The 24,306-nt window shown below is 55.9% G+C and carries 23 protein-coding genes; 17 read left to right on the forward strand and 6 right to left on the reverse strand.

What is annotated here, in order from left to right:
• The first annotated feature begins 85 nt into the window (after window positions 1–85).
• Complete coding sequence (locus CPY64_RS17485; RefSeq protein ID WP_042485171.1) at window positions 86–838, forward strand: DUF4880 domain-containing protein; 753 nt, start codon at window positions 86–88, stop codon at window positions 836–838.
• 27 nt (window positions 839–865) lie between these two features.
• Here the strand turns inward: CPY64_RS17485 and CPY64_RS17490 are convergent, their stop codons facing one another.
• A complete protein-coding gene (locus tag CPY64_RS17490; protein WP_042485168.1) occupies window positions 866–4,168 on the reverse strand; it encodes an autotransporter outer membrane beta-barrel domain-containing protein in 3,303 nt (1,100 codons plus the stop codon).
• Between the two features lie 250 nt (window positions 4,169–4,418).
• Between CPY64_RS17490 and CPY64_RS17495 the strand changes: the two genes are divergently transcribed.
• Window positions 4,419–4,874, forward strand: coding sequence for a hypothetical protein (locus CPY64_RS17495; RefSeq protein ID WP_052362946.1), 456 nt, complete (start codon window positions 4,419–4,421; stop codon window positions 4,872–4,874).
• A 125-nt stretch (window positions 4,875–4,999) separates the two neighbouring features.
• Here the strand turns inward: CPY64_RS17495 and CPY64_RS17500 are convergent, their stop codons facing one another.
• From CPY64_RS17500 to CPY64_RS17520, 4 genes are all read right to left on the reverse strand, one after another.
• Window positions 5,000–5,389, reverse strand: coding sequence for a DUF6180 family protein (locus CPY64_RS17500; RefSeq protein ID WP_042485165.1), 390 nt, complete (start codon window positions 5,387–5,389; stop codon window positions 5,000–5,002).
• A gap of 190 nt (window positions 5,390–5,579) precedes the next feature.
• Window positions 5,580–6,455, reverse strand: a complete 876-nt coding sequence (gene dinD, locus CPY64_RS17505) for a DNA damage-inducible protein D (protein WP_042485163.1) — start codon at window positions 6,453–6,455, stop codon at window positions 5,580–5,582.
• Between the two features lie 101 nt (window positions 6,456–6,556).
• A complete protein-coding gene (gene mnmE, locus CPY64_RS17510) occupies window positions 6,557–7,930 on the reverse strand; it encodes a tRNA uridine-5-carboxymethylaminomethyl(34) synthesis GTPase MnmE (RefSeq protein WP_042485159.1) in 1,374 nt (457 codons plus the stop codon).
• Between the two features lie 300 nt (window positions 7,931–8,230).
• A complete protein-coding gene (locus tag CPY64_RS17520) occupies window positions 8,231–8,833 on the reverse strand; it encodes a helix-turn-helix domain-containing protein (RefSeq protein ID WP_226791421.1) in 603 nt (200 codons plus the stop codon).
• A gap of 109 nt (window positions 8,834–8,942) precedes the next feature.
• Here CPY64_RS17520 and argE point away from each other — a divergent pair, with 109 nt between their 5' ends.
• The 15 genes from argE to CPY64_RS17600 all read left to right on the forward strand — a co-directional run bounded on the left by argE (window position 8,943) and on the right by CPY64_RS17600 (window position 23,720).
• On the forward strand, window positions 8,943–10,139 hold the full coding sequence (gene argE, locus CPY64_RS17525; RefSeq protein WP_042485153.1) for an acetylornithine deacetylase: 1,197 nt from the start codon (window positions 8,943–8,945) through the stop codon (window positions 10,137–10,139).
• 30 nt (window positions 10,140–10,169) lie between these two features.
• Window positions 10,170–11,144 carry a threonine ammonia-lyase gene (locus tag CPY64_RS17530; protein ID WP_042485150.1) on the forward strand — a complete coding sequence of 325 codons (975 nt, stop codon included), beginning with the start codon at window positions 10,170–10,172 and terminating at the stop codon, window positions 11,142–11,144.
• A 2-nt stretch (window positions 11,145–11,146) separates the two neighbouring features.
• A complete protein-coding gene (locus CPY64_RS17535; protein WP_042485147.1) occupies window positions 11,147–12,151 on the forward strand; it encodes an ornithine cyclodeaminase family protein in 1,005 nt (334 codons plus the stop codon).
• A gap of 30 nt (window positions 12,152–12,181) precedes the next feature.
• Window positions 12,182–13,153 (forward strand): tripartite tricarboxylate transporter substrate-binding protein, encoded by a 972-nt coding sequence (locus CPY64_RS17540; RefSeq protein WP_042485145.1) that lies wholly within the window; start codon window positions 12,182–12,184, stop codon window positions 13,151–13,153.
• Window positions 13,154–13,778: 625 nt separating this feature from the next.
• On the forward strand, window positions 13,779–14,909 hold the full coding sequence (locus CPY64_RS17550; RefSeq protein WP_226791423.1) for an ABC transporter substrate-binding protein: 1,131 nt from the start codon (window positions 13,779–13,781) through the stop codon (window positions 14,907–14,909).
• 44 nt (window positions 14,910–14,953) lie between these two features.
• Complete coding sequence (locus CPY64_RS17555; protein ID WP_042485136.1) at window positions 14,954–15,829, forward strand: branched-chain amino acid ABC transporter permease; 876 nt, start codon at window positions 14,954–14,956, stop codon at window positions 15,827–15,829.
• Window positions 15,830–16,789 (forward strand): branched-chain amino acid ABC transporter permease, encoded by a 960-nt coding sequence (locus CPY64_RS17560; protein WP_042485132.1) that lies wholly within the window; start codon window positions 15,830–15,832, stop codon window positions 16,787–16,789.
• Window positions 16,782–17,540: an ABC transporter ATP-binding protein gene (locus CPY64_RS17565; protein ID WP_042485129.1), complete on the forward strand. Its 759-nt coding sequence runs from the start codon at window positions 16,782–16,784 to the stop codon at window positions 17,538–17,540. Before CPY64_RS17560 ends, CPY64_RS17565 begins: the two co-directional genes overlap by 8 nt.
• Window positions 17,537–18,265 (forward strand): ABC transporter ATP-binding protein, encoded by a 729-nt coding sequence (locus tag CPY64_RS17570; RefSeq protein ID WP_042485127.1) that lies wholly within the window; start codon window positions 17,537–17,539, stop codon window positions 18,263–18,265. Before CPY64_RS17565 ends, CPY64_RS17570 begins: the two co-directional genes overlap by 4 nt.
• 8 nt (window positions 18,266–18,273) lie before the next feature.
• Entirely contained in the window at window positions 18,274–19,101 is an 828-nt protein-coding gene (locus tag CPY64_RS17575) for an alpha/beta fold hydrolase (protein WP_042485331.1), read from the forward strand.
• A gap of 19 nt (window positions 19,102–19,120) precedes the next feature.
• Window positions 19,121–20,161: a 2,5-dihydroxypyridine 5,6-dioxygenase NicX family protein gene (locus tag CPY64_RS17580; RefSeq protein ID WP_042485123.1), complete on the forward strand. Its 1,041-nt coding sequence runs from the start codon at window positions 19,121–19,123 to the stop codon at window positions 20,159–20,161.
• Window positions 20,158–20,775 carry an isochorismatase family protein gene (locus tag CPY64_RS17585; protein WP_042485120.1) on the forward strand — a complete coding sequence of 206 codons (618 nt, stop codon included), beginning with the start codon at window positions 20,158–20,160 and terminating at the stop codon, window positions 20,773–20,775. Before CPY64_RS17580 ends, CPY64_RS17585 begins: the two co-directional genes overlap by 4 nt.
• 93 nt (window positions 20,776–20,868) lie before the next feature.
• Window positions 20,869–22,077, forward strand: a complete 1,209-nt coding sequence (locus tag CPY64_RS17590) for an FAD-dependent monooxygenase (protein ID WP_042485328.1) — start codon at window positions 20,869–20,871, stop codon at window positions 22,075–22,077.
• A gap of 23 nt (window positions 22,078–22,100) precedes the next feature.
• A complete protein-coding gene (locus CPY64_RS17595) occupies window positions 22,101–22,976 on the forward strand; it encodes an oxygenase MpaB family protein (protein ID WP_042485325.1) in 876 nt (291 codons plus the stop codon).
• A 36-nt stretch (window positions 22,977–23,012) separates the two neighbouring features.
• Entirely contained in the window at window positions 23,013–23,720 is a 708-nt protein-coding gene (locus CPY64_RS17600; RefSeq protein ID WP_035269502.1) for a TetR/AcrR family transcriptional regulator, read from the forward strand.
• A gap of 112 nt (window positions 23,721–23,832) precedes the next feature.
• Here CPY64_RS17600 and CPY64_RS17605 read toward each other — a convergent pair whose 3' ends face one another.
• Window positions 23,833–24,222 (reverse strand): VOC family protein, encoded by a 390-nt coding sequence (locus CPY64_RS17605; protein ID WP_042485117.1) that lies wholly within the window; start codon window positions 24,220–24,222, stop codon window positions 23,833–23,835.
• Window positions 24,223–24,306: the final 84 nt, after the last annotated feature.

Genomic DNA, 24,306 nt, shown 5'->3' on the forward strand with positions numbered 1-24,306 from the left:
GAGGTTTTGGTGCTGAGCGGCAGAAACATGCCGCCATTCGAGACCTCCCTATTGCTGGCGTGACTGAACAAGGTTAGATGCCGCTATGACGACATATCAAGGGGAGCTGCTGGAGCATACGCAGGCTCACGCACAGGCTGCGTATTGGTTTACTCGCTTGAATTCCGGCGAGGCGACTGCGGCCGAATTACGGGAATTTGAGGATTGGCGTCGTGACAATCCTGAAAATGAACGTTCATATCGATACATTTGTTATTTTTGTGACGCCAGCCTGGATGCGCCCGAGCATGAAATTCGCCGTTTATTGGCCAGCTCGGGGGAAAAGGCCGCCTTGCTCAAGCCTTATCACCGGGGTTTGCTGGCTGGCTTGTTTGTTTTGGCTCTGGCCCTGACCGTGTTTTTCTCCTGGCCGGAGCGGGTGCTGCGGCAAGAGCATCTGGTATCTGGTGCACAAATGCTGGAGCAGCGCTTTGTGGATGGCGCTGTGGTGCGACTGGGCCCCGATTCGGCTCTTGAAATCCGCGAGTACGAGGACAGGCTGAATTTGCAGCTGTTACGCGGCCAGGTCACTTTACTGCTGGCTGACCCCACACAAAAGAGCGTGACGGTCTTTACCAGCTTTGCACAGGCACGTAGCAACAAAGGGCAGTTCTCGGCCTTTCTGGACAGCGATCATATGAAGTTTGCCGTGGATACTGGTTCGGTCGAAGTCTCCAGTGGAACATGGTGGCGCCGACAGATTCGGGTTTTGATTCCCGGTCAGTATATTGATGTGGATCGATGGTCTGGCATGAAACGGGTTCAACCCGCTCCTGCATCTCCCAATGAGGCCGACTAACAGTCGGCCTCTTGCATTTCAGGATGGTTAGAACATCCAGTTCAGGAACAATGTACCGTTTATATCGGCACGGCTATCCCCCAATAAACGGGTACTGGCCGACAGCCCTAAACGCAGACGCTCGGATTGCTGCAAGCTGATGCTGGTTCCCAGCGACAAGGCATGGCGATCCACTCGCGCATAACGTCCCTCAAAACCTACCGATTGGGCACTGGCAAAAGCCGCTTTCTGAGTCTGATTGCGGCTTAGCAAAGCCTGCTCCCAAGCCACTGAGAAGGATGTTTGCAGTTGGCGATTCTGGCTTAAATCCCAGTTCTGACGCAGGGCCAGGCCCACAGAGGCCTGCAAGGCGTTTTGACGGCTGGAGTCCAGGCGCAGACGGCTGGCGGCATCGCCACTTTCTTCCAGCCCTGGGCGACGGTAATGGAGGTAATCCAGAGCCAGGACCGGTCCGATGCTGCCGTTTTCACCCAGTGCCCAGTTGTAGCCAGTCTGTACCCCCAGCGAGACGGTATGGCCAGTCCAATCCGACGCAGGGCGCGCCTGATAGTCCGCGAAGCTGATATTGCGGTTCATCTTCCCCTGCTCAATACCTACACGTATTTGAGCCAGACCGGTCCAGCCTTCCTGGCTGTAAGCACGATAGCGGGCATGAACACCCAGGCCCAAACCAGTCAGCTTGCTCTTGGCCTGGAACGGAGCGTCGACATTGACGCGCTGCTCGTTGGCATTGCCGTGCACGCCCAGGCTCCAGTCACTGCCTTCAGCACGGTGTTCCGCTCCCAGCATCACTCCATAGGTTTCGCTGCGGTGATCAACATCGTTGCTGCCCAGCTGCCAGTGATAGCGGCCGCCATAGGTCTGGATGAAGCTTTGCCAGCCGCTCTTGTTGATACCGTCGATTTGGCGCAGTTGTTCGGATACCAGTTGCTCGCGACGCAAGGAGGCGGCGGTTTGGGCGGCGTAGGAACCAGCACTTAGCTGATCCAGGGCCAGACCGATATCGCTGCCATCTGCACGCGAGAAGTCCATGGCTTGATACACGGCCGCCAGGGACTGATTACCTGCGGAAGCCTGTGCCAGGCTGGTACCAACAGCGGCGGCATTGGGCGATGCTGCGTACTGGGCATACGCATTCTGATTACGGCTGACAGTCCAGCCATTGCCTGTACTTTCTACATTCAGGGTGGGGGATGTCAGCGTGGCATTGAGCGCAGCAAACTGCCCTTGTGTCTGGCTGGCGGTGAACACCTTGTCCTGATTCAATATCCAGCCGTTTTGATACCAGTCTGGCTGCAGATCCACGGTCAACTCGCCATCGAGCTGAGCCAGGCCCTGCACATCAACATGATCATTCTGGGTGGTCGAGGCCTCCACTAGAATGCGGCCATCGGCACCTTGGACAAAATTGCCCTTGATCGTCATGTTCCCGTAGGAGTTCCCGGGGCTGAGTGTGCCGTTATTGGTGAAATTGTATTCAGGGTTGAGGGTGAATTCGCTATTGCCATACAGGGTCGCGCCCTGATCCACGCGCAAGCCGTACAGCTCATGCTGGCCATTCAAGGAAGTGGCGCCCCCGGCAATGACGACAGCCAGATTGTTTTGGCCTTTGATATTGCCGTCATAACGCATCTGGAAGTCGGGGTCAGCCGCATTGGTAGCACGGCCATTTTCATCGGCTTTTTGACCAAAGCTGATGCGGGTCAGCAGCAGTTGCTGGTCAGCGTCGCGACGGTTGTAATCCGAGGTAATGTCACCTGTGATTTGTGCGCCCTGCAGAATATTGATGTTCTGTACCCAGGCATTGTCCGCGATATGGATGGCCGCCTTCTGACCCGACAAGATGCCGGACAAATCGTAATTGCTGACCAAGGCACCTTGCAATATTTCCGGTACAGCGCGTAGCTGGCCTTTAGCCATGAGCATCCAGGAGCCGTGATATTCATCGTCGCTGCCCATGGCGTTCTGGCCGAAATCAAACAAGGCCCCGACGCCATCCTGGCCATCTGCGCGGACTTCGCCTTGCTGGACAATATTGTGATGGCGGCCATAGCTGAACTGCAGGCCACGACCATACCAGCCGTGGGCATGAATACGCGTCGCCTCGGGAATGATGAGCGTGTTTTCGCTACCGTCCACACGTACACCTGCCCCCCCTGGCCCGGCTGTCAGCAGATCCGCCGCCTGGCGAATGAGGTTGCGTTCGCCATAAATGTGCAGGCCCAAGCCTTGTGTGGCCATGTTGTATTGACCAGGCAGGTAGGCCGTGCCGTCTTCATTGCGTGCAAAGTAGCCATTGGTATTGTTCAGGGTGACGTTGTCCCCATAGACCGAATAGCCAAAGAAGTTGCGGCGATCAATGCTCAGCCCGATATCCTGCAAGGCGGCAATTTCGGCCTCCATCAGATTCACGTAATTGCGATAGGTCTGATGGCTCATCAAGCTGTTGCGCAGCTCGGTGTGGCTCATGTAGTTGCGGTCCACTCCATCCTGGGGCTGGTCGTGGAAGTTCAGGATGCTGACGGGAATGCCCGGCATAGCGCCATTCAGAACTTCCTGTACGTGATCGCCGGTGAAATAGCCCTTGTCCTGGCGCAGGTCAAAAGCGGCAGGATCATATGGATTGGTGCAGACCGAGCACAGGATTTTCTGCCCGGGGCTGGGGGCTCGACCCTGGTCATCGCGCAAGCCCAAGGCCCAGGGGCTAAGGTCATCCAGGAAGAAGGGATCGGGTGGATCAAAGCTGTTTTCAGGCAGGTTGTCTGTGACGGTATTGCTGATGCCCAAAGCATGGGCCAGCTCGTGGAAAATCACTGCGTTGTAGTCAGCCTTGCCCGTCAAGGGCAGTTGGCTTGGGTTGACCGGAGCCGTATCCAGATCAAGCTTGCCGACGCTGATGACGGCATCGGGATTAGTCGGATTGCCCTTGAAGATTCCCTGCAAGCGTGCTTGCAAGGCCGAGATGGTGAAGTTGGGGTGATCAGGGCTCTGGAGTGATGCACCGTAGGCATTGGCGTTCTCGTCATTCATGGTGCCCAGGTTGATCACAGCCGGTGTGTAGCCCGCCGGCAGATTCAGGATTTCGGCCCAACGCTCCAGTGCGGCACGAATTTTCAGCCGACCATTCTCGTCAATATTCCAGGGGGAAACGCGTGGAGTGGATTGATCCGACGTATCGTAACCGCCATCATCAGGCCCATAGATTCTCAACTCAAAGGCTTGTTGACCGTGTTGGTTCAGAATGAATTCTGTCTCGTAGGCATAAGCGCTGCTGGCCCAGCTCAGGGCCAACAGGGTGTGGCCTAGTAGTGCTTTGATTTTGAAGTCCATGGGATTCAGATAAAGAGAAGACGATGGTTAGGGGGGGGCACTTTTCGTATAAAAGTAAATAAAAGTGTCTTTTCTTGCTACTTATTTCTGAGCTGTGCCGAACAGCTGAGTAAAAGGCGCAACACTTGGTGCACACATCACGGTAAAGAACTACCGGGTTTCAGCCGTAACCCTCTAGGGGATGATGTGTACAAGAGAGGAAAGTATGACCATAGAGATCAGTGGACAGGGTTTAATACATAGACAAACTATGCCTGTGACCGAAGCGTTAAACGCGTCGGCCATGACGCCCCCTGTGGTGCCCGAGCAGGAAGAGTCTGGTTCCATAGACGCATCGGGACGTATCAAGGTGCACCTGTCTCCCATGGGAAAAGATCTTTCCTTGACCAGTCAGCAAGCTCAAAAAAAAGGTCGCGACAAGGACATCGATGACAGCTCCTTGCCTGACGGCGTCAAGGACATACTTAAACGTATCCGCGACCTGAAAGAGCAAATTCAGCAAAAATTGATGGAGTTGCAGCGTATCCAGGCCAGCGATAAAGGTAGTGAAGCGGAAAAGAAACAGGAGCTGGAGCGCGTGCAAGGCGAGCTGACCAGTTTGAACGGTGCTCTGTCCAGTGCCCACGCCATGTTGAACAAGGTCATGGACGACATTGAGCTGGATGGAGATAGCCGTATGGAAGTGGCAGATTTGTTGATGAAGTAAGAAGCCGTTCGACTGGCTTCGGGAGCCCTTGGGGCGCGGGTGGTTTGTTCGGGCGTCAGCCTGTGTGAACCATTGACTGCGCCCTTTTTTGACTCTGGGCAGCCAGGGGCTGCCTTCACTGATGCTCAGGGCTGGTTGGCTACCGTCAAAGCCTGCGTAATTTTGTAGTTGAGCTGATGTGGAGACATCAAATCGGCTGTGACGGGTGCCTTGGTGTGAATGATGTAGGCAGTCGAGGGGTTCAAATCAAGGCAATACACCACCAGCGAGCCGGCTCCCATGGGGGCTGTGCCAATATAAACCCCTAACTGATCGTTGGCCCTTGAGTCATTGCGCTGTTGATAGCCCTCCCCCGCGGCTGTTTGCTGGACCGTATCCAGGCACTGGGCCACGCTGAGGCGGGAGATGGAACGCTGTTCTGCCTCCAGTTCCAGAGGCCGCAGTTCCTGAGCCTGTGCTGCCCACGCGCCATGAAGCAAAGCTGCCATCAGAACCCACTTGTTGAGTGTGTGCATGATGCCCTCCCGCAAGAGACGATGGAATGTCCAGCATAGTCCTGAACGCTAAGGGCGGGCTTTGATAGGGTTTAATTCAGGGATGAATTTCGGGTTTTTACTGAGGTGGGGGCCTGTTAGCAATAGCCGGGATAGGGCATGTATCCGGACGTCGGCCTGAAGAAGGTTTCAGGCTTTTTTCCTTTAGCTGCTAGTGTGGCTCCTGGCTTTTCTGCTTGTGGGTTGGAAGTTTCCCTGTTTGTTTCAGCAGTTTCTTTTCTTCTGTTTTGACGCGACGTTCCAGCTTTTTAATATCTTCCTCGGCAGGGAGCTGCTCAGGCCGGATACCGCGCTGACCCAGCATATCGCGCACGCTGCGGTTGTTTTGTTCATGCTCACGGGTGATCAACATTTCACCATGCAGTTGCTCTTGCGTGACGTTGTGGTTTGTCATCTCCGTGGCAAGGTTCTTGGCGGCAATGGTTAGTGTAGGCAGAAAGTAAGCCAAGGGGCGGGTTTGAGTAATACCGTAGCGGTCTTTCATCATCTGGGTGGTGTGCCCACCAAATAGTGCCGCATCCCCTTTGGATCGGATGCGGCCAAAGCCTTTGTCGTCTACCCCATGTTCATAGAGGTTTTGCGATAGCGTCCTTTCGGACTCGCGAAGGCGTTCGCGGGCATCCAACCTGGCCTGCAGACGCATGCGGTCTTCAATCAACTCCTGCTTGCGGGTTTGAATGGCGAAGTAGCTTTGAGCAAAGGCAATGGCCCGCTTGCGTGGGTCGCCGTTCTGGGCGATGAGGTAGCAGGCATAGCGGGTGAGCATGATGTCTTCAACTGAGCGCTGTCCGCCTTTGCCGATTTCGATCATTTTCGTGACGCCACGAAAATGATCAGCCTCGTCGTAACCTGTTGTTTTACAAGACTCTACCGCCCTATCTATCGCTGTCTTGAAGTTCTCCCAGCGCACATAGCCCAAGGGCTCCATCAAGTCGCGAGCGAACCAGAACTCCACGCCTTCCTCTGGGATGGTGTGGCTCAAGTCGTCGAACTGGCTTGTCAGCTGTTTGATGTCTTGGGATTGCATTCGGTGTCTCCGGGTTGTGTGGCACTTGCCATTACGTCGCTAAAAGCCTTGCCAGGTTTTTGGGCGAGTGCGATGAGACACCGAAGATGTTCAGGCCTGCATCACTTCCCAATACAAAAACTGGAGAAAATCTCCCCCAGCAAATCATCGCTGCTGAACTCGCCGGTAATCGAGCACAGATCCAGATGCGCCAGGCGCAGTTCTTCTGCAAACAGATCCAGCACCTGATCGCTGTGTGTGGCGTGTTCCGCAGCCAGGCCCAGGTGGTACTCCGCGCGCTCCAGGGCCCGCAGGTGTCGTTCTCGTGCCAGCCAGGGGGATTCGCTGCCGGGGTTCCAGCCTGCGATATCCAGCAAGGTGCGGCGCAGCGTGTCCAGACCGATATCCTTACGTGCAGAAATTGGCAGCACGGTGGCGCCACTCTCTTGTGCGGGCAAGGCGGCCTGTTGCTCTGCTGTCAGCAAGTCTATCTTGTTATAGACGCGCAGCACGGGTACGTGTGATGGCAGGCGAGTGGTAATGGCACTGTCCAACTCGTCTTGTGGGTTGCGTGCATCGAGCAGGTGCACGATCACGTTCGCCTTGGCGATTTCGTCCCAGGTACGGGCGATACCGATGCGCTCTACGGTGTCCTCGGTTTCACGCAAGCCGGCGGTATCCACGATATGCAGCGGAATGCCATCAATGTGGATCAGCTGCATGACGCGGTCGCGGGTGGTGCCGGCAATATCGGTCACGATGGCCACATCTTCACCAGCCAGGGCGTTGAGCAGGCTGGATTTACCCACATTGGGCTGGCCTGCCAGTACAACGTGCAGGCCCTCGCGCAGGATCGCCCCCTGACGCGAATGCTGCAGGATGCGTTCCAGCTCGTCCTGTATGCCTTGCAGGGTGGCCGCTGCCTGGTATTTTTCCAGGAAGTCGATTTCTTCTTCGGGGAAATCCAGCGTAGCTTCTACCAGCATGCGCAGGTGAATGATGCGGTCGGCCAGGGCGTTGACGTTGTTGGAAAACACGCCGGACAGGGAGGCGACGGCACTGCGGGCCGCGGCTTCCGAGGAAGCGTCAATCAAGTCGGCCACGGCCTCGGCCTGGGCCAGGTCCAGTCTGTCGTTCAGGAAAGCGCGCTGGGTGAATTCTCCCGGCTCGGCCAGGCGCAGGCCCTGATCTTTACCTGCTTCCAGGCAGCGATCCAGCAGGCGGCGCAGAACAGCCGGGCCGCCGTGGCCTTGCAGCTCCAGCACGTCTTCGCCGGTATAGGAGTGCGGGCCTTTAAAGAACAGTGCAATGCCCTCGTCGATTGCCTCACCTTGTGCATCCTTGAAGGGCAAAAAGTGCGCATGACGCGCTTGCAGCGTACGGCCAAACAGGGTCTGGATCAGAGTATCAAGCTCTTTGCCAGACACGCGGATGACACCAATACCACCCCGGCCGGGGGCGGTGGCAATAGCCACAATAGGGGAAGAACTGGACATGGGCAGATCGATCAAAGAGGCGGAACAGAGCCGTATTGTAATGGAGCTGGTGGATGGTTCGGGCTTGGCACACTCGCCCTTGTTGGTATCTGAAACGCTTGTGTTTATATACCTGTGGCCTAGGCTCTTGAGAATCAGGCAATCAGGCAATCAGGCAATCAGGCAATCAGGCAATCAGGCAATCAGGCAATCAGGCAATCAGGCAGACATGTGGGCTATCTAAGCGGGGCGAAAGCAAATAAACAAGCGCTTTGGTATGTCACCAAAGCGACAAAAGCCAGCTGTCTACGCCTCTTGAGCCTAGTGGTTGTTCACACAAACCACCAGAATCTCCACGCTCTCCCCGTGTTCGCACAGGTACAGGTGGCCCAGATTGCTTTTGAAGTAGATGCTGTCGCGCGCTTGCAGCACATGGCGGCGGCCGTCCTGGAACTGCATGGTCAACTGCCCTTCAATCACAAAAATGAACTCTTCGCCTTCGTGCTGGCTGAAGTCGCTGGCATCGCGCGGTCTACCGGCCAATACACGGCCGTGCATGGGCGTCATTTTCTTGTTGATCCATTCCGATGCCAGCATGCCGTACTCATAACGATGAGCATGGTAAGTCACGGTGCGCGAGGCCCGTCCCACCAGAATATCCATGCCGGACTCGTTCTGATCGCGTGGCGTCTTGAACAGGTCGGACAAATCCATTTTCAAGGCCCGGCTGACGGCCAGGAATTTCTCATAGCTCAGGCCAATCAGGCCGCGCTCTGCTTTGGATAGAGTGGACAAAGACACATTGGATAAGCGTGCCAACATGAGCAGGGTCAGGCCCTGTCGTTTGCGTTCATCACGTATGCGCGCCCCCATGGCTGTTTTGCTCAATAAGTTGGGGGCGGTGTTGGCTAAGTCTTTTGTCATAACCTAAAGAAGTAATAAACCATCTTCTTATGAATAATATTAATTTTCTTATAAGAAAACTCTGTCCTATTGTATAGAACTACACGCTTTACGCTGGGAGAAAGAAGGCATGACTGCGTTGTTTGATCCTACTGCTTATCCCTCTACCTCGGTGGAATGGATACAAAAACTGATTGCTTATGATACGACAAGCCGGGAATCTAACCTGGAACTGATTCATGACGTGCAGGCCTATTTGCAGCAGCAAGGGCTGGAAACCGTGCTGACGCATGATGCCAGCGGCCGCAAGGCCAATCTGTTCGCCACGATTCCGGCAGCTGATGGCACACGTACTGGTGGCATTGTTCTGTCGGGCCATACCGATGTGGTGCCCGTCGACGGCCAGAACTGGAGCAGTGACCCCTTCAAGGCCGAAATCCGCGACGATCGTCTGTATGGCCGCGGCACTTGCGACATGAAAGGCTTTGTCGGTGTGACGCTGCAATTGGTTCCTGAAATGCTGGCGACCAAGCTGGCCAAACCCATCCACCTGGCCTACTCCTACGACGAAGAAGTCGGTTGTGTCGGCGCGCCCGTCATGATTGATGATCTGGTTCGCCGTGGCGTGAAACCCGAAGGCTGCGTGGTGGGTGAACCCACCAGTATGCGCACCATCGTGGCGCATAAAGGCATTAACGCTTATCGCTGCCGCGTACATGGTCATGCCGCTCACTCTTCGCTGACCCCCAAGGGTGTGAACGCGATTGAACATGCGGCACGCATCATTACCGCCATCCGTGATCTGGCCGACGACTACAAGAGCATGGGCCCCTACGACCACGATTTCGACGTGCCCTTCACCACCTTGCAGACCAGCATGATTCGGGGCGGTATCGCCTTGAATACGGTGCCTGATCTGTGCGAATTCGAGTTTGAATACCGCAATCTGCCCGGTGTGGACCCCGAGCCGATCTTGCAGGAAATCCGTGAATTCATCGATCTGAAAGTCCTGCCTGCCATGCGTCGCGAGCATCCCGATGCTTTGGTGGAACTGGAAAAGCTGGCCAGCGCCCCCGGTCTGAATCCCGAAGAGCAAGCCGCCATCACCAAGCTGGTGCGCGAATTGACGCGGGACGACACGGTACGCAAAGTGGCCTACGGCACCGAAGCAGGTCTGTTCCAGCAAGCCGGTATCCCTTCGATTATTTGTGGCCCCGGCAATATCGAGCAGGCCCACCGCCCCGATGAATACGTGGAACTGGACCAGGTGGAACAGTGCGAGCAGTTCTTGCGCGCCCTGATTCGCAGCCAGGCCGTGGCCTCTTAAAAACAGACAAACAGGTTTCAACGCAAACCCATGACAACAGAAAAAGTTACCAAGGAAAACGTGGTGCAGGCGCATGAGCGTCTGTGTCCCTATGTGCGCCAGACGCCCGTGTTCGATTATCAGACCGGGCGTCTGGACAGCGCCGTCAATTTCAAGTTCGAGCATTTGCAGGCCTCGGGTACCTTCAAGGCACGCGGTGCTTTTACTAACTTGCTGAGCTTGTCCGAAGAGGCTCGCCAGCAAGGGGTGACCTGCGTTTCCGCAGGTAATCACGCTGTCGCTGTGGCCTACGCCGCCCATCAAATGGGGGTGAAAGCCAAGACCGTGATGATCAAGACAGCCAGCCCGGCTCGCGTAGCCTTGTGCCGCGAATATGGGGCCGAGATCGTCTTTGCCGACAACGGCGAGCAGGCTTTTGAACTGGTGCGCCAGATTGAAAAGGACGAACAGAAAACCTTTATTCATCCGTTCAGTACCTACCCCACCGTGCTGGGAACCGCCACGCTGGGCTACGAGTGGTTGCAGCAAGCGGGCAAGCTGGATGCGGTGCTGGTGCCGATCGGAGGCGGTGGCTTGGCCGCGGGTGTCTCGGCAGCCGTCAAGCTGTGGCAGCCTGATTGCGTGGTCTATGGCATCGAGCCCGTAGGCGCGAACGTCATGGCGCTAAGCCGCCAGGCTGGCGAGCCGCAAAAAATCGGCGCCATGCAGTCCATCGCAGACAGTCTGATGGCTCCGCATACCGATGAGTTCAGCTTCCGCGTGTGTCAGGACAATATCGACACTCTGGTGACGGTCAACGACGACCAGATCCGCGCTGGCATGCACTTCCTGTTCAACGAATTCAAGATGGCCACTGAACCGGCTTGTGCGGTGGCGACAGCCGCCTTGATGTTCCCCTTACGCAAACATCTGGCCGGGCAACGAGTGGGCGTGCTGTTCTGCGGCTCCAACACGGATACCGACACCTTTATCCGCCATATCACCACGCCACTGGCGCAAGGCTAATCATGCAGCTAAGCGTTTATGTAGCAAAAGCCCAGGAAGTGTATGAAGGGCTGGATATGGGGGCGGCGATTGATCTGATGCGCCAGGGTTTTATCGCCATGCAGCAAGGGCGTATTGACCAGCCCTTGCGCACGATTGTGCGCAGCCATTTGTCCAGCGGCTTTCTGGGCATGATGCCTGCCTGCATCGATATGCCGGAGATTTATCCCGAGCCTTTGTACGGTGCCAAGATGGGCACCCTGTTTCCAGACAATGTGCGCCTGGGTAAAGACCCCCATCAAGGCTGCGTGCTCTTGATGAGCGGCTTGACTGGCGAGACTCGTGCCATTCTGGACGCCAGCAGCGTGACGGCCTTGCGTACCGCAGCGGTCAGTGGCCTGGCCACCGACATGCTGGCGCGCCCGGATGCCAGCGTGCTGACCTTGTTTGGCGGCGGGCATCAGGCCTTGTGGCAGTTGCGTGCCGTGGCGCAAGTGCGTCGCTTGAGCAACGTATTTGTGATTACTCGCTCTGCACCGTCGGCTCAGCATTTTATTGAGGAAGCTCAGGCGTATCTGGATTGCCCCTTGATAGCCGGAGTCTCGGCCCAAGAAGCCGTGTCCCAGTCGGATATGGTACTGACGGCCACCAGCTCTGCCACACCTGTCTTGCAGCGCGAATGGCTGCGCCCTGGCACGCACATTACCTCCATGGGCTCCAGCACACCTGCCAGTAGCGAACTGGATGGACCCACCATGACGGCAGGCCGCTTGTTTGTGGACCGTGCGCAATCGACTCGTAACGAGTCGGGCGAGTTCTTGAATGCGTGCAAGCAGGGTTACTTGTCGGCGGATACCGAGCTGAATGAGTTGGGTGCCGTCCTGGAGGGACAAGCCGCAGGCCGCATCAACAACGAAGAAATCACGATTTTTAAATCCTTGGGACTGGCATTCGAGGATGTACTGACGGCGGCCGCCTTGTTAAGCCGTCATGCCGCGCAAGGGAATGGACGAGTAGTAGAACTTTAATAGCGTCATCAAGAGGTAGGGAGACAAGTAATGAAAAAGAAATGGGCGCAGGTTTTGCTGGGAACGGCGTTGGCATTGGCAACGGGCATGTCTGTTGCCAGCAAATTGCCGGACACCATACGTTTGGTCGTGGGCTATCCGGCTGGTGGAACAGCAGATGCCGTCGCGCGGGTGTATGCCGAGCAATTGCGCGAAAAACTGGGTGTGAATGTGGTGGTGGATAACCGTGCAGGCGCGGGTGGGCAGGTTGCCGCTCAAGGTTTTTTGCGCTCGCCTACCGATGGCTCGGTGCTGCTGGTCGCCAATAATCACATGATGACCACCCTGCCCCTGACGGTGAAAACGGTCAGCTACGATCCCATGAAGGATTTTGCGCCGGTGGCGGTGATTGCCAAGTTCGAACATATCTTTGTGGTGGGTAAAACCACGCCTGCCAATACCTTGCAGGAGTACGTGGAACTGGTGCGCAAGGAACCGGAAAAGTACGGCCACTATGGCATTCCTGCTCCTGGCAGCGCTCCCCAGTTCATGGGCTACAGCATCGCCAAGAAGAACGATATCCAGATGTCCCCCGTGCCTTACAAAGGGGGCGCACCCTTGATCAACGACCTGCTGGGAGACCATATCCCTGCCGGCGTGGATGCTGTGGGCATGATTACCGAACACGTTGCTGCTGGCTCGGTGCGAGTTCTGGGAATTACGGGTGAAGAGCGTCTGCCTATCCTCAAGGACGTGCCTACCTTTGTAGAGATGGGTTACGGCGATCTGAAGGCTTCGGGCTGGATGGGGATTTTTGCCCCACTGGGCATGGAGCCGGAGATGGTCAAACAGTTCCAGGATGCCTTCAATGAAGTGGCCAAGCTGCCACGCATTGAAAGCGCGATTGTGCCGATTGGCTTTCGACCCGAGTCAGGCGATGCTCAGGAACTGTCCCGCATTGTTCAGGATGATCTGGATACCTGGGGACCCATCATCAAGGAATCGGGGTATTTGCAGCAGTGAAACCCAGGGCGTTGGTGCAGGCGCCTGCTTGTGATGGGCGATCTTCATCAAGCCCGATGAGTGCAGACTAGCGTTTCGACCCGGTTCTTATGGAACATGGAGAGCAACGGCCAGTCGCAGCTAACAGGGCAAAACTTGTTAGCGCAGAAAAGCTGGAATGCGGGCCTGATGCCAAATCAGGTCCGCTTTTTTATGGCGATTTCAAAAAGGGAACCGGCACTTTCAGAGTCTGTTGGTTGTGTCTGGTGTGAGGCCAGCTTTTGGGTGGCATTTCCTTATCAGAAAGAGGCCTCGTAGCCCGAAAAGGGAGCTGGTTATCTATGTGCTGAGACATCGAATTTTCGGTTCGTAGGCAGCCTGTGGGTAGCTGAAATACCTCTGGTCTATACCTTCAAAGAGCACTTGAATGTTGCCACCAAGATTGGGCTGGCAAACAGGTTTCGACTGGGCCCAATCATCCGTGAAAACTACTGAAAATCAATTAAGTGACTGATAGATAACAATAAAAAATTATTTTAAGTCTGTAGGGAATTCCCTATATTTTATTTATTGGCTAGTCAGTTAATAATATTTCAAATTAGAAATAATCAATCAGTTAATTAAAAACCAAGGAAGGAGATACAAGGTGCGCAAGACGATATTGACGATGGGGTTGCTCATGACGCTGGGTGCTGCGGGGGCCGTGCAAGCGCAAACCATCAAAATTGGTGTGATTCAGCCTTTGACCGGGTCGGTGGCCTACAACGGGGAGGCTGATGTGAATGGCTCCAAGTTGGCTGTCAAAGAGCGAAATGCTCGTGGCGGGGTCCTGGGCAAACAGGTTGAACTGGCTATTGAGGATGGAGAATGCCAGCCCTCCAAAACCGTGAACGCGGCTGAAAAACTGATTCAGAAAGACAAGGTGCCAATTATTTCCGGCGCCTTTTGCAGCTCCGCCACCATTGCGGCTATGAGCGTGGCGCAAAAGTACAAAGTGCCCCTGCTCTCGGGCGTGTCGTCAAAAAGTGATTTGACCGAGCGTGGCAATGAGTGGTTTTTCCGAACCGCAGAAACCGATGGTTTGCTGGCCCATGCCTTCGCAACGATTCTGGTCGAGCAGCTCAAGCTGAAAAAAATCGCCTACATCGGGGTGAATGATGACTGGGGTCGGGGGGGCATGGAGGAGTTCTCCAGCCAGATCGAAGCCCTGGGCGGTGAAACCGTGCAAAAGCTGTATTTCGACCATGGCACCACGGATTTCTACACCTTGTTGACGCGGGTACGGGCCGCTAAACCGGATGGTGTCTTTGTGGCAGCCGAAACTCAGGACGGCTCGATTCTGGTCAAACAGATGAAGGAAGTGGGTCTGGAGAGTCTGATTTTCGGCGTGGGCAGTTGGGCGACGGCGGACTTCGTGAATCTGGCCGGCTCTGCATCAGAAGGCATTCATGCTGCCGTTCCTTATGCCCACACTTTGCAGCGTCCCGAAAATCTGGAGTTCGTGCAGTCCTATCAGAAAGAGTATGGCGAGCTGCCCGGCAAGTATTCGGTGGCTGGCTATAACGCGATGAACATCATCATGGACGCGATCGAACGCGCAGGGGAAGCCGATCCGGACAAGATTCGTCTGGCGCTGCCGGCCACTGATTACAACGGCCCCAATGGCAACTTCAAATTCAACGAAAAACGCCAGGGCTACGGCTTTGATGCCGTGCTGGTGAAGCTTCAAGGCGGGCAGCCGGAAATTGTTGCTCAGGCAAAGGTAACGGCGGACTAAGAGCACGATGAGCTGCGGATTTTATCGTTTGATGAGGGGGCATTGTGTTTGATTTATTGCTGCAGTTCATTGCCAATGGACTGGTGAACGGGACGTTCTACGCGTTGTCGGCCCTGGGTCTGACCCTGATTTTTGGCTTGATGCGATTGGTGAACTTTGCCCATGGCGAGTTCTACATGATCGGTGGCCTGCTGGGATGGTTGGTGACCCAGCAACTGGAGCTGAACTTCTTTGTGGGCCTGGCGCTGGTCATGGTGATCGTCGCGGTGTTTGGTTGGCTGATGGATCGCTTCCTGATTGCCCGTATCCGGGACAAGGGCCCGGAGCCTGGCATTTTGCTGACTATCGGTTTGTCGATTTTCCTGACGAATACCGCTCTGATGATCGTGGGTACGGCACCTCTGAAAGTGGTGGCGCCGGTGCCTAATACTCCCCTGTTTTTGGGACCGATATTCATCACCGAGGTGCGCGTTTTTGCGATCGGGATGTCTATTGCGGCCATCGTCGGCGCACGCCTTCTGATCCAGAAAACCCGCTTGGGTAAAGCCATGCGGGCCACGTTCCAGGATTCGACGGCGGCCAGTCTGGTCGGTATCAATACCGCCACGATTTACGCCTCCACTTTCGCCTTGGGTGTGGTTCTGGCGGCAACCTCGGGCATGTTGCTCAGCTCCATTTATGTCGCGCAGGCTTCGATCGGTGGCCTGATCAGTTTGAAGGCCTTTGTGGTGGTCATTCTGGGCGGGATGGGCAATTTCGGTGGTGCCATTCTGGGTGGCTTGATCCTGGGCGTGGCAGAAGCGCTGTGGGGAGGTTATGTGCAAACGGGGACGGCGGACATGGTGGGCTTTGCCCTGGTTATCTTGATTCTGTTCTTCCGCCCCTATGGCTTGTTTTCGGTTCGAGCGGAGCGCGCGTAAATGAAAATAGAACGTCACTTTATGGTGGGCTTCCTGGTCTTGTCGGCGTTGCTCGCTTGTTTTGTGCAGAACGATTATTTGCTGCATATCCTGGTGTTGGTGCTGATGTATAGCGTGCTGGCCAGCAGCCTCAATTTGATTATTGGCTATGTGGGGGAGTTCCCGCTGGGGCACGTGGCATTTTTCGGCCTGGGGGCGTACTCGGTCGCGATTTTGAGTTCACCTGCAGTGGGTTGGCCCGTCACGATCACGATTGCAGCGGCGGCCTTGATTGCTGCGGCAGCCGGCTACGTGATTGGGCGTGTGACTTTGCGTTTGAATGGGCCCTTCTTTGTCATCGTGACGCTGGCCTTTGCCGAGGTCTTGCGTCTGCTGGCCAATAACTGGGTGGAGCTGACCAATGGTCCGATGGGTATCTCGGGTGTGGCTCATCCCGCCCTGCTGGATATCTCACCTTGGCTGGCCGGCAAGCGGGGTTTTGTGGTGATGGGCATTGTGCTGGCCGCCATCACTTTCTACATCTGCTACCGCCTGGTGCATTCCAGTGCGGGCCGTGCTGCCGTCACTCTGCGAGAGAACAACTACGTGGCGCAATCGGTCGGTATTGATCCTTTTCGCTACTCGCAGTTTGTCTTTGTGGTGGCGGCCTTTCTGGCCGGGATTGCCGGGGCTTACTACGCCAGCTACATCAGTTTTGTAGGGCCGGAAGTTTTCGGTTTTCCGTTTACCGCGACCATGATCATTATCGTTTTGCTGGGCGGTAAAGGCACCTTGCTGGGGCCTATTGCAGGGGCCATTGTGGTGGCCTTGCTGGAAGAGTATTTGCGCGAATTCAAGGAGTTGCGTCTGTCCTTATTTGGACTGATCGTCATGGCTTCGGTGCTGTTTGCACCGGATGGAATCATGGGATTTGTGCAGCAGCGTTTTCATCATTTATTTGGGAGGACGCGTCATGCTTGAAGTGTGCGGTCTCAGCAAATCCTTTGGCGGTATTCATGCGGTTCAGGATATTGATTTCACCGTTCCTGCCGGGCAAATCGTCAGCTTGATCGGGCCCAATGGGGCTGGCAAAACAACGTGCTTCAACCTTATCACCGGCTTTTATCAGCCTACTCGTGGGCGGGTGTTATGGGATGGCAAAGAGGTCACGGCCAGCAAGCCGTATCGCATGGCACAGCAGGGCGTCATTCGCACTTTTCAAAAGACTAATGTGCTGCGGGCTCTGAGTGTTTTCGACAATTTGGTCCATGCCCATTATTTGGCTGATCGGGCACCCTTGTGGCGCACTTTCTGGCCTAGCAAAGAGCAGGCAAAAACCGAACAGGAAATCATCGTCTCGGCCCGTCGTATTCTCGATCAGATTGGCTTGGCCAAGCGTGCTGATGTCCTGGCCAGCTCCTTGTCTTGTGGCGAGTTGCGACTGCTGGAGGTGGGCGTTGCTCTTGGTGCTAAACCCAGATTGTTGATGCTGGATGAGCCAGCCGCCGGACTTAATACACATGAAGCAGAAGGCTTGGCCGACCTGCTCAAACAGCTGCCTGGGCAGTGGGTGGAGTCCATTTTGCTGGTAGAGCACAACATGGGTCTGATTATGCGTGTATCTGACCAGATCGTGGTCATGAACTTTGGCAAAAAACTGGCAACGGGAACACCGGCAGAAATTCAGGCCAATGAGCAAGTGTTGGAAGCCTATATGGGGAAAGCGGCATGAGTAGACAGGACATTGAACCTCTATTGGCTTTGCAGGATGTGGTGGCGGGTTATGGCAATTTGACGGCCCTGCATGGCGTCAGCTTGCATGTACAGCCTGGTGAAGTTGTGGCCATTCTGGGAGCCAATGGCGCCGGAAAATCCACCACGCTCCGGGCAATCTCCGGCCTGATTCGCCCTACTTCCGGCCAGATCACCTGGAAAGGACAAGTGATCAGTGGTCGCAGCCCTGAGCATATTCTGAAGCTGGGCTTGGCTCACTGCCCTGAAGAACGGCATGTGTGGCCTGAAATGACCGTTGAAGACAATCTGGATCTGGGCGCTTACCTGATCAAGTCCAAGACTGAAGTGGAGCGGCGTAAAGGCATTGCTTTTCATCGCTTCCCGCGCCTGAAAGAGCGATACAGGCAACTGGCAGGCACGCTTAGCGGCGGGGAGCAGCAGATGCTGGCGATTGCTCGGGCATTGATGTCAGAACCGGAGCTGTTGATTCTGGACGAGCCCTCCTTGGGGCTCAGCCCCAAGATGGCTTTGGAGGTCTTCCAGGTGGTGCGGGACATCAGTGAGCATGGCGTGTCCATTCTGGTAGTGGAACAGAACGTGCATAACGCGCTGAACGTAGCCAGTCGAGCCTATGTGTTGGAGACAGGGCGTGTTATTGCAGAGAAAGACAGCGCCAGCATGCTGAAAGATCCTGAACTATTGAGTGCTTACCTGGGAGGCTGATGATGAGCATGAACAAGACGACTGAACTCCCATCGCGCCTTAGTTACGGCGCCCATGTTCACGCCAATGGCATACGGCAGCACTACTTGCGTTATGCCGGTCCCGGACCTGCCTTGGTGCTGGTGCCGGGTATCACCAGCCCTGCTCCCACCTGGGGCTTTGTGGCAGAGCGTCTGGCCCTGCATTTTGATGTGTATGTGCTTGATGTACGTGGTCGTGGTCTTTCTCAAGCAGGCACAGATCTGGATTACGGCGTGAATGCTTGCGCGGATGATCTGTGCGAGTTCGTTCGGGAGCTGGCACTGGAGTCGCCCATTTATGTGGGGCACTCCATGGGGGCGCGCATTCTGTTGCGTGCGGCCAGCCGAGGCTTGGCCAAGGGGGCCGCCATGGTGCTGGTGGATCCGCCAGTGTCCGGCCCAGGGCGACGCCCCTATCCGGCGAATATCGCCTGGTACACCGATTCCATTGCACAGGCTCAACAAGGTATGAGCGCCGAGCAGATGCGGCAGTTTTGCCCGACCTGGACTCCCGAGCAACTGGCGCTGCGCGCCCAGTGGCTGCACACCTGCGATGTGCGCGCGGTGACGGACAGCTACGAGTGGTTCCACACCGACGATGCGTTCCCGGACTTTAGCCAGCTCAATGACTGGAAGGTGGCCCTGATGGTGGCGGGCAAGGGGGATGTCATTCGCGATGAGGATAGTAAAGAGGCGCAGTCCTTGAAGCCTGACTTGCAGATCTTACGTGTACCAGACGCTGGGCACATGATCCCCTGGGACGACGAGGAAGGCTTTTATCGCGCATTGGGCACCTTTCTGGGCCTTACCTTTTAACAAGAAACAGGAGTGGAAGATGGCTGTATCTGATCATCAAATGGTTCAGGCCTGGAATGAGGTGCTGAGTCTTTCTGGAGTGAAGCCGGGGCAGATGGTCACCATTCTGACCAGTTTGCATACTCATCCTCAAACCTTGGCTACCGCCAAACTGGCCGTGGCATCTTTGGGGGCAACCCAGATGCAGGTGGACTTGCTGCCTGTAAACGCAGAAAAAGCATTGAGCCGCGACCTTCTGGCTTACTTGGGCACGACTCCGCTGACGGGTAATCCAGCAGCGATTGCCGCCCTCAAGGCGAGTGATTTGGTGCTGGATCTGATGACCTTGCTGTTCTCTCCCGAACAGCATGAGATTTTGAAGTCGGGCACCAAAATTCTCTTGGCAGCCGAACCGCCCGAGGTGCTGGTGCGTATGGTGCCATCCTTGCAGGATAAGGAACGTGTGGAGCGTTCGGCACAGGTGCTACAGGGCGCTCGTGAAATGCGGGCCACGTCCAGGGCAGGTACGGATCTGGTCATGCCTTTGGGGCAGTACCCGGTAGTAAAGGAATACGGCTTTGTGGATGAGCCGGGGCGCTGGGATCACTGGCCCAGCGGTTTTATCCTGACTTGGCCAAACGAAGGTCAGGCTCATGGCCGCATCGTGATTGATCGTGGCGACATCTTGTTGCCCATGAAGTCCTATGCGGCTGACCCGATCACCATGACAGTCGAGAACGGTGTAGTGACCTCGATTGAAGGTGGGTTGGATGCCGAGCTGCTGCGTGAATACATGGCCTCATTCAATGATCCTGAGGCTTACGCCATGTCCCACATAGGCTGGGGTTTGCAGCCCCGTGCTCACTGGTCCACGCTTGGCCTTTACGACAAAGAGCAAACCTTGGGCATGGATGCCCGTGCCTATGCGGGCAATTTCTTGTTCTCTTTTGGCCCCAATAATGAGGTCGGGGGCGACCGCACGACGGCTTGCCACATCGATATTCCGCTGCGTGCTTGCACCGTGACCGTAGATGGTCGCGAGACCGTTCGGGAGGGCAAGCTTGTGGAGGAGTTGGCATGAGCAGCCAGAGTGTTTACGAGCGACAGGGATTTGGGCAAGGGCTGGAGCTTGAAGGCAATGTCGGGCTGTTAATTGTGGATTTCGTTAACGGTTTTGCCGACCCTCAAGCATTTGGTGGTGGAAATATTCTGGAAGCCATTGAGCAAACGCGCATGGTTCTGGCGGATGCGCGGGCACAGAACTGGCCGGTGGCGCACAGCCGCATCGTCTTTGCCGATGACAGTGCCGACCGTAATGTATTCGGCCTGAAAGTCCCCGGTTTGGTGCAGCTGCGAGAGCACAATCCAGCTAGTGCCATTGTCGATGCCTTGAAGCCAGCACCGGGTGAACTGGTCGTGCGTAAAACGGTTCCATCGGCCTTCTTTGGTACTGCCTTGGCTGCCTGGTTTGCAGGGCGGGCGGTGCAGACCTTGCTGATTGCTGGCGCAACGACCAGCGGGTGCGTACGTGCTTCCGTCGTGGATGCCATGTCCTGCGGCTTGCGCCCTTTTGTCCTGGCAGATTGCGTGGGGGACCGAGCCAAGGAGCCGCACGACGCGAGCCTGTTTGATATTCAACAGAAGTACGGCGAGGTTCGTCCGTATGCAGACTTGCGTCCTTTGCTGGTGATCTAGGCTTATCAGTTTTTTTGCATATTTATTATTTATTTGTTTAATTAATTGGGGAGGTTTGGGCTTCTCAGGGCCCAAACACCGAGGATGTACAGCATGAAAAAAACGTTGAAAGTAGGTGTGATAGGCGGTGGTATTGGTGGCGTGACTTTGGCAGCAGCCCTGGAGCAACGCGGCATCGAAGTCCATTTGTTTGAGCGTGCAGCCGCCTTTGGAGAGGTGGGTGCCGGGATTCAAATGACTCCGAATGCCGTCAAGGTGCTCAACGCTTTAGGTGCCCACGATGCGCTGGCCAAGGTGGGTTTCTTGCCCGAGGCTTTGGTGGGGCGTGATTGGTCCAGTGGAGAGGAAAGCTTCCGTATCCCTTTAAAGAGCGACTGCCCGAAGCTGTATGGGGCAGAGTTCTTTCACGTGCATCGCGCGGACCTGCATCATTTGCTGACCGAGCTTCTGGATACAACAACGGTCACCTTCAACACGCAGTGCACCGGGGTGTCGCAGCAAGGTGGCAAGGCGGTGGCACATTTTGCTGACGGATCTAGCTTTGAGGCTGATCTGATTGTGGGGGCTGATGGTGTACGTTCGGAAGTACGTCGTTCCATCTTCGGGGAGGAGGAACCCAAGTTCACCGGCAATATGTGCTACCGGGCCGTTGTGCCCTTTGATGAAATGCCTGATTTCGTCGCACCTGAGTCTTCCTTCTGGCTGGGTCCTAAAAGCCACGTGGTGACCTATTACGTGAACGGCGGCAAGGCCGTCAATATTGTGGCGGTGAATGAAACAGCCAGCTGGGTGGAAGAGTCCTGGAATGCGCGCAGCACCCAGCAGGAAATGCTGCAGGACTTCAAGGATTGGCACCCCAATATCGTCAAGCTGTTCGAGCGCGTGACGGATGTCTATCGCTGGGGATTGTTTGATCGTGACCCTATGACCAAATGGTCGGCAGGCCGTGTGACTTTGCTGGGCGATGCGGCGCATCCGATGCTGCCCTTCCTGTCTCAGGGCGCGGCAATGGCTATCGAGGACGCCTACGTGTTGGCGGTTGCGCTAGCCGCTTTGCCAGATGATCTGGACACCGCCTTGTCGCTTTATGAAGCAGAACGCTTGCCACGTACCAGCCGTGTGCAATTGGAAGCGCGTGAGCGCGGCCGCACCTATCACCTGTCCGATAGCGAAGCCAAGGCCAAGCGTGATGCCGAATACCGTGAGCAGCAGAAGAAAAACCCGCATGCGGGCGGCATCAAGACGGACTGGGTTTATTCATATAATGCTACTGACTTTCAGCCGAAAGCATTACAGGTTTAATGGCTAGGGCCGGGGGAAGCGTCTTGTTGTCGATACGTCAGTATGTGGAGAACCAGATTCACATCATTACCGGTCTGCACGGCAGCCCGGTAGACTTTACGACGCCCGCGGGCGACCCCGGCTTGTTTGGCCCACAGTCGGCTGTGTGGGAAGTGCATGCAGACTTCACTTCCATGATGTTGGGGGGGATTTCTGCACTGTGTTTGCAGATGCTGGACCCGAAGGTATTGGCGGGGGTCTGGGATCATTCCCGCTTTCGTCAGGATATGCAGGGGCGCTTGAGTCGAACGGCGCAGTTCATCTCGGCAGTCAGTTATGCGGGTACGGAGCAGGCTGAGCGTTGCATTGATCAGGTACGGCGGGTGCACGAGCACGTTCACGGGTATTTGCCGGATGGCACGCCTTACGATGCCAATGACCCGGAGTTGCTGCGTTGGGTGCATCACACGCAGGCCTACTGTTTTCTGCAATCCCATATGCGCTGGCGTAATGCCAGACTGGCGCCAGAGCAGCAGGATCGCTATGTTGCACAATACTCGAAAGTTGCCGTGTTGCTGGGGGCGGATGGCCTGGTCATGGATGCGGCAAGCTTGAGGGCGCTGTTTGCCCAGGCCGGTCCGCAATTACGGGTTGATGCGCGAACCCGGGAAGTGGCTACAATTTTAATGTCTTCACATACCCTGTTTAAGGGGCCCAAGGCTTGGGTTGCCAGGGTGTTCCTGTTAGCGGCATTGGATATGTTGCCAGAGTGGGCTCAACGTTGTTTTGAGCATCGCCCCAGCGCTATATCCATGTGGTGGCGTCGCAAGGTGGTGAACAGCGTTGCTGGCGTCTTGCGTTGGGCCACACGTAACGGTTCCGTGCATCGGGCGCGGCGTCGCGTCGCCAATCTGGCTTAGCTGGTAGATAAGAATGAATCAAATTTTGAGGCAAATATGGGCCGTGTAACTTTGTCGTCGGATAGCTCCTGGGTCAAGCGAGATAAGCCTGGACGCCCGGAAGGGGTAGGTGACAACACGTCAGAGCGAATTCTGGACGCCGCCGAGGAAGAGTTTTCCGAGACTGGCTATGCCGGGACCACATTGCGCGTCATTGCCCAAAAGGCGGCTGTGACCCAAGCCTTGATCAACTACTACTTTGGTTCCAAGTACGGCCTGTTTGAGGCCGTGTTCATCCGCCGAGGCAAAACCATTTCCGATGAGCGTCTACGGCGCTTGCATGCCTTGCGCGATCAAGAGGGCAAGGTCCTGGTCGATGATGTGGTGCGCGCTTTTCTGGCACCCACGATCGCCTTGCGCGAGACACCCGGAGGGCGACGCTTCTTGCGACTGCAAGCACGTTTGCACACCGAGCCGGCCGAGATTTCCTACAAGCTGCGTAATGAAGCCTACGACGGCTCAACCCGTGCGTATGTGCAGATTCTGGAAGAAATACTGCCCGAGCTGCAGGCCAAGGACGTGTACTGGCGTGTGGTCCTGATGATTGGGGCCTATATGTATGCCTTCTCCGATACCCACCGGCTGGAAGAGCTGGCGCCAGGTATCTGTGACCCCAACAATACCGACGAGATTCTTGAGCAGATCATTGCCTTTGTCTCCGCTGGTTTGCTGGCTGCACCCGTTGTTTTGCCTGGCAAGGCTTGAACCCGGCGCCTGCATGCCGACCAGGGACCCTGTCGAACTCCCTACTTTAAAATGACACTTTTCCTGTCTCGCCATCAGGGCCGACGCCAGCAAATGTTGCTGGCGTTTTCATTTATTTAACCGGCGTACACAACTCCACCACAACACGCTCTGGCGTCTGCACATAAGACACCATCTGCCCCCATGGCTTGTTCTGTGGTGGTGCCAGTTCCGTGCCGCCTTCCGCCAACGCCTTGGCATGAGCTGCGGGCACATCGTCGCAGACCAGGGCGATTTCAATGGCCAGGGGCAAGTCTGAGGCGTGAGCGGACAAATGCCCTTTGGGGTAGTTCATGTAGGCCAGCATTTCCGCTGCAAAGGCCAAGGTGGTTTGACCGGTTTCCAGCTCACCGTACAAGCCGGTTTCATGCAGCATTTTGGTGGTCAGGCCAAACGCGCGGTTGAAATAATCCAGTGCCTGGCCGACGTCGGGAACGTAGATGATGGTGTAGCCAAATTTCATGGTGGGGCTCGATAGGAAAACGCAGGGCCAGTGCAAAAAAAATCGGCTCTCCGATTGTAGATGGGGAGCCGATTCTTTGATGGC

Source organism: Alcaligenes faecalis (assembly GCF_002443155.1).
GTDB lineage: Bacteria > Pseudomonadota > Gammaproteobacteria > Burkholderiales > Burkholderiaceae_B > Alcaligenes > Alcaligenes faecalis.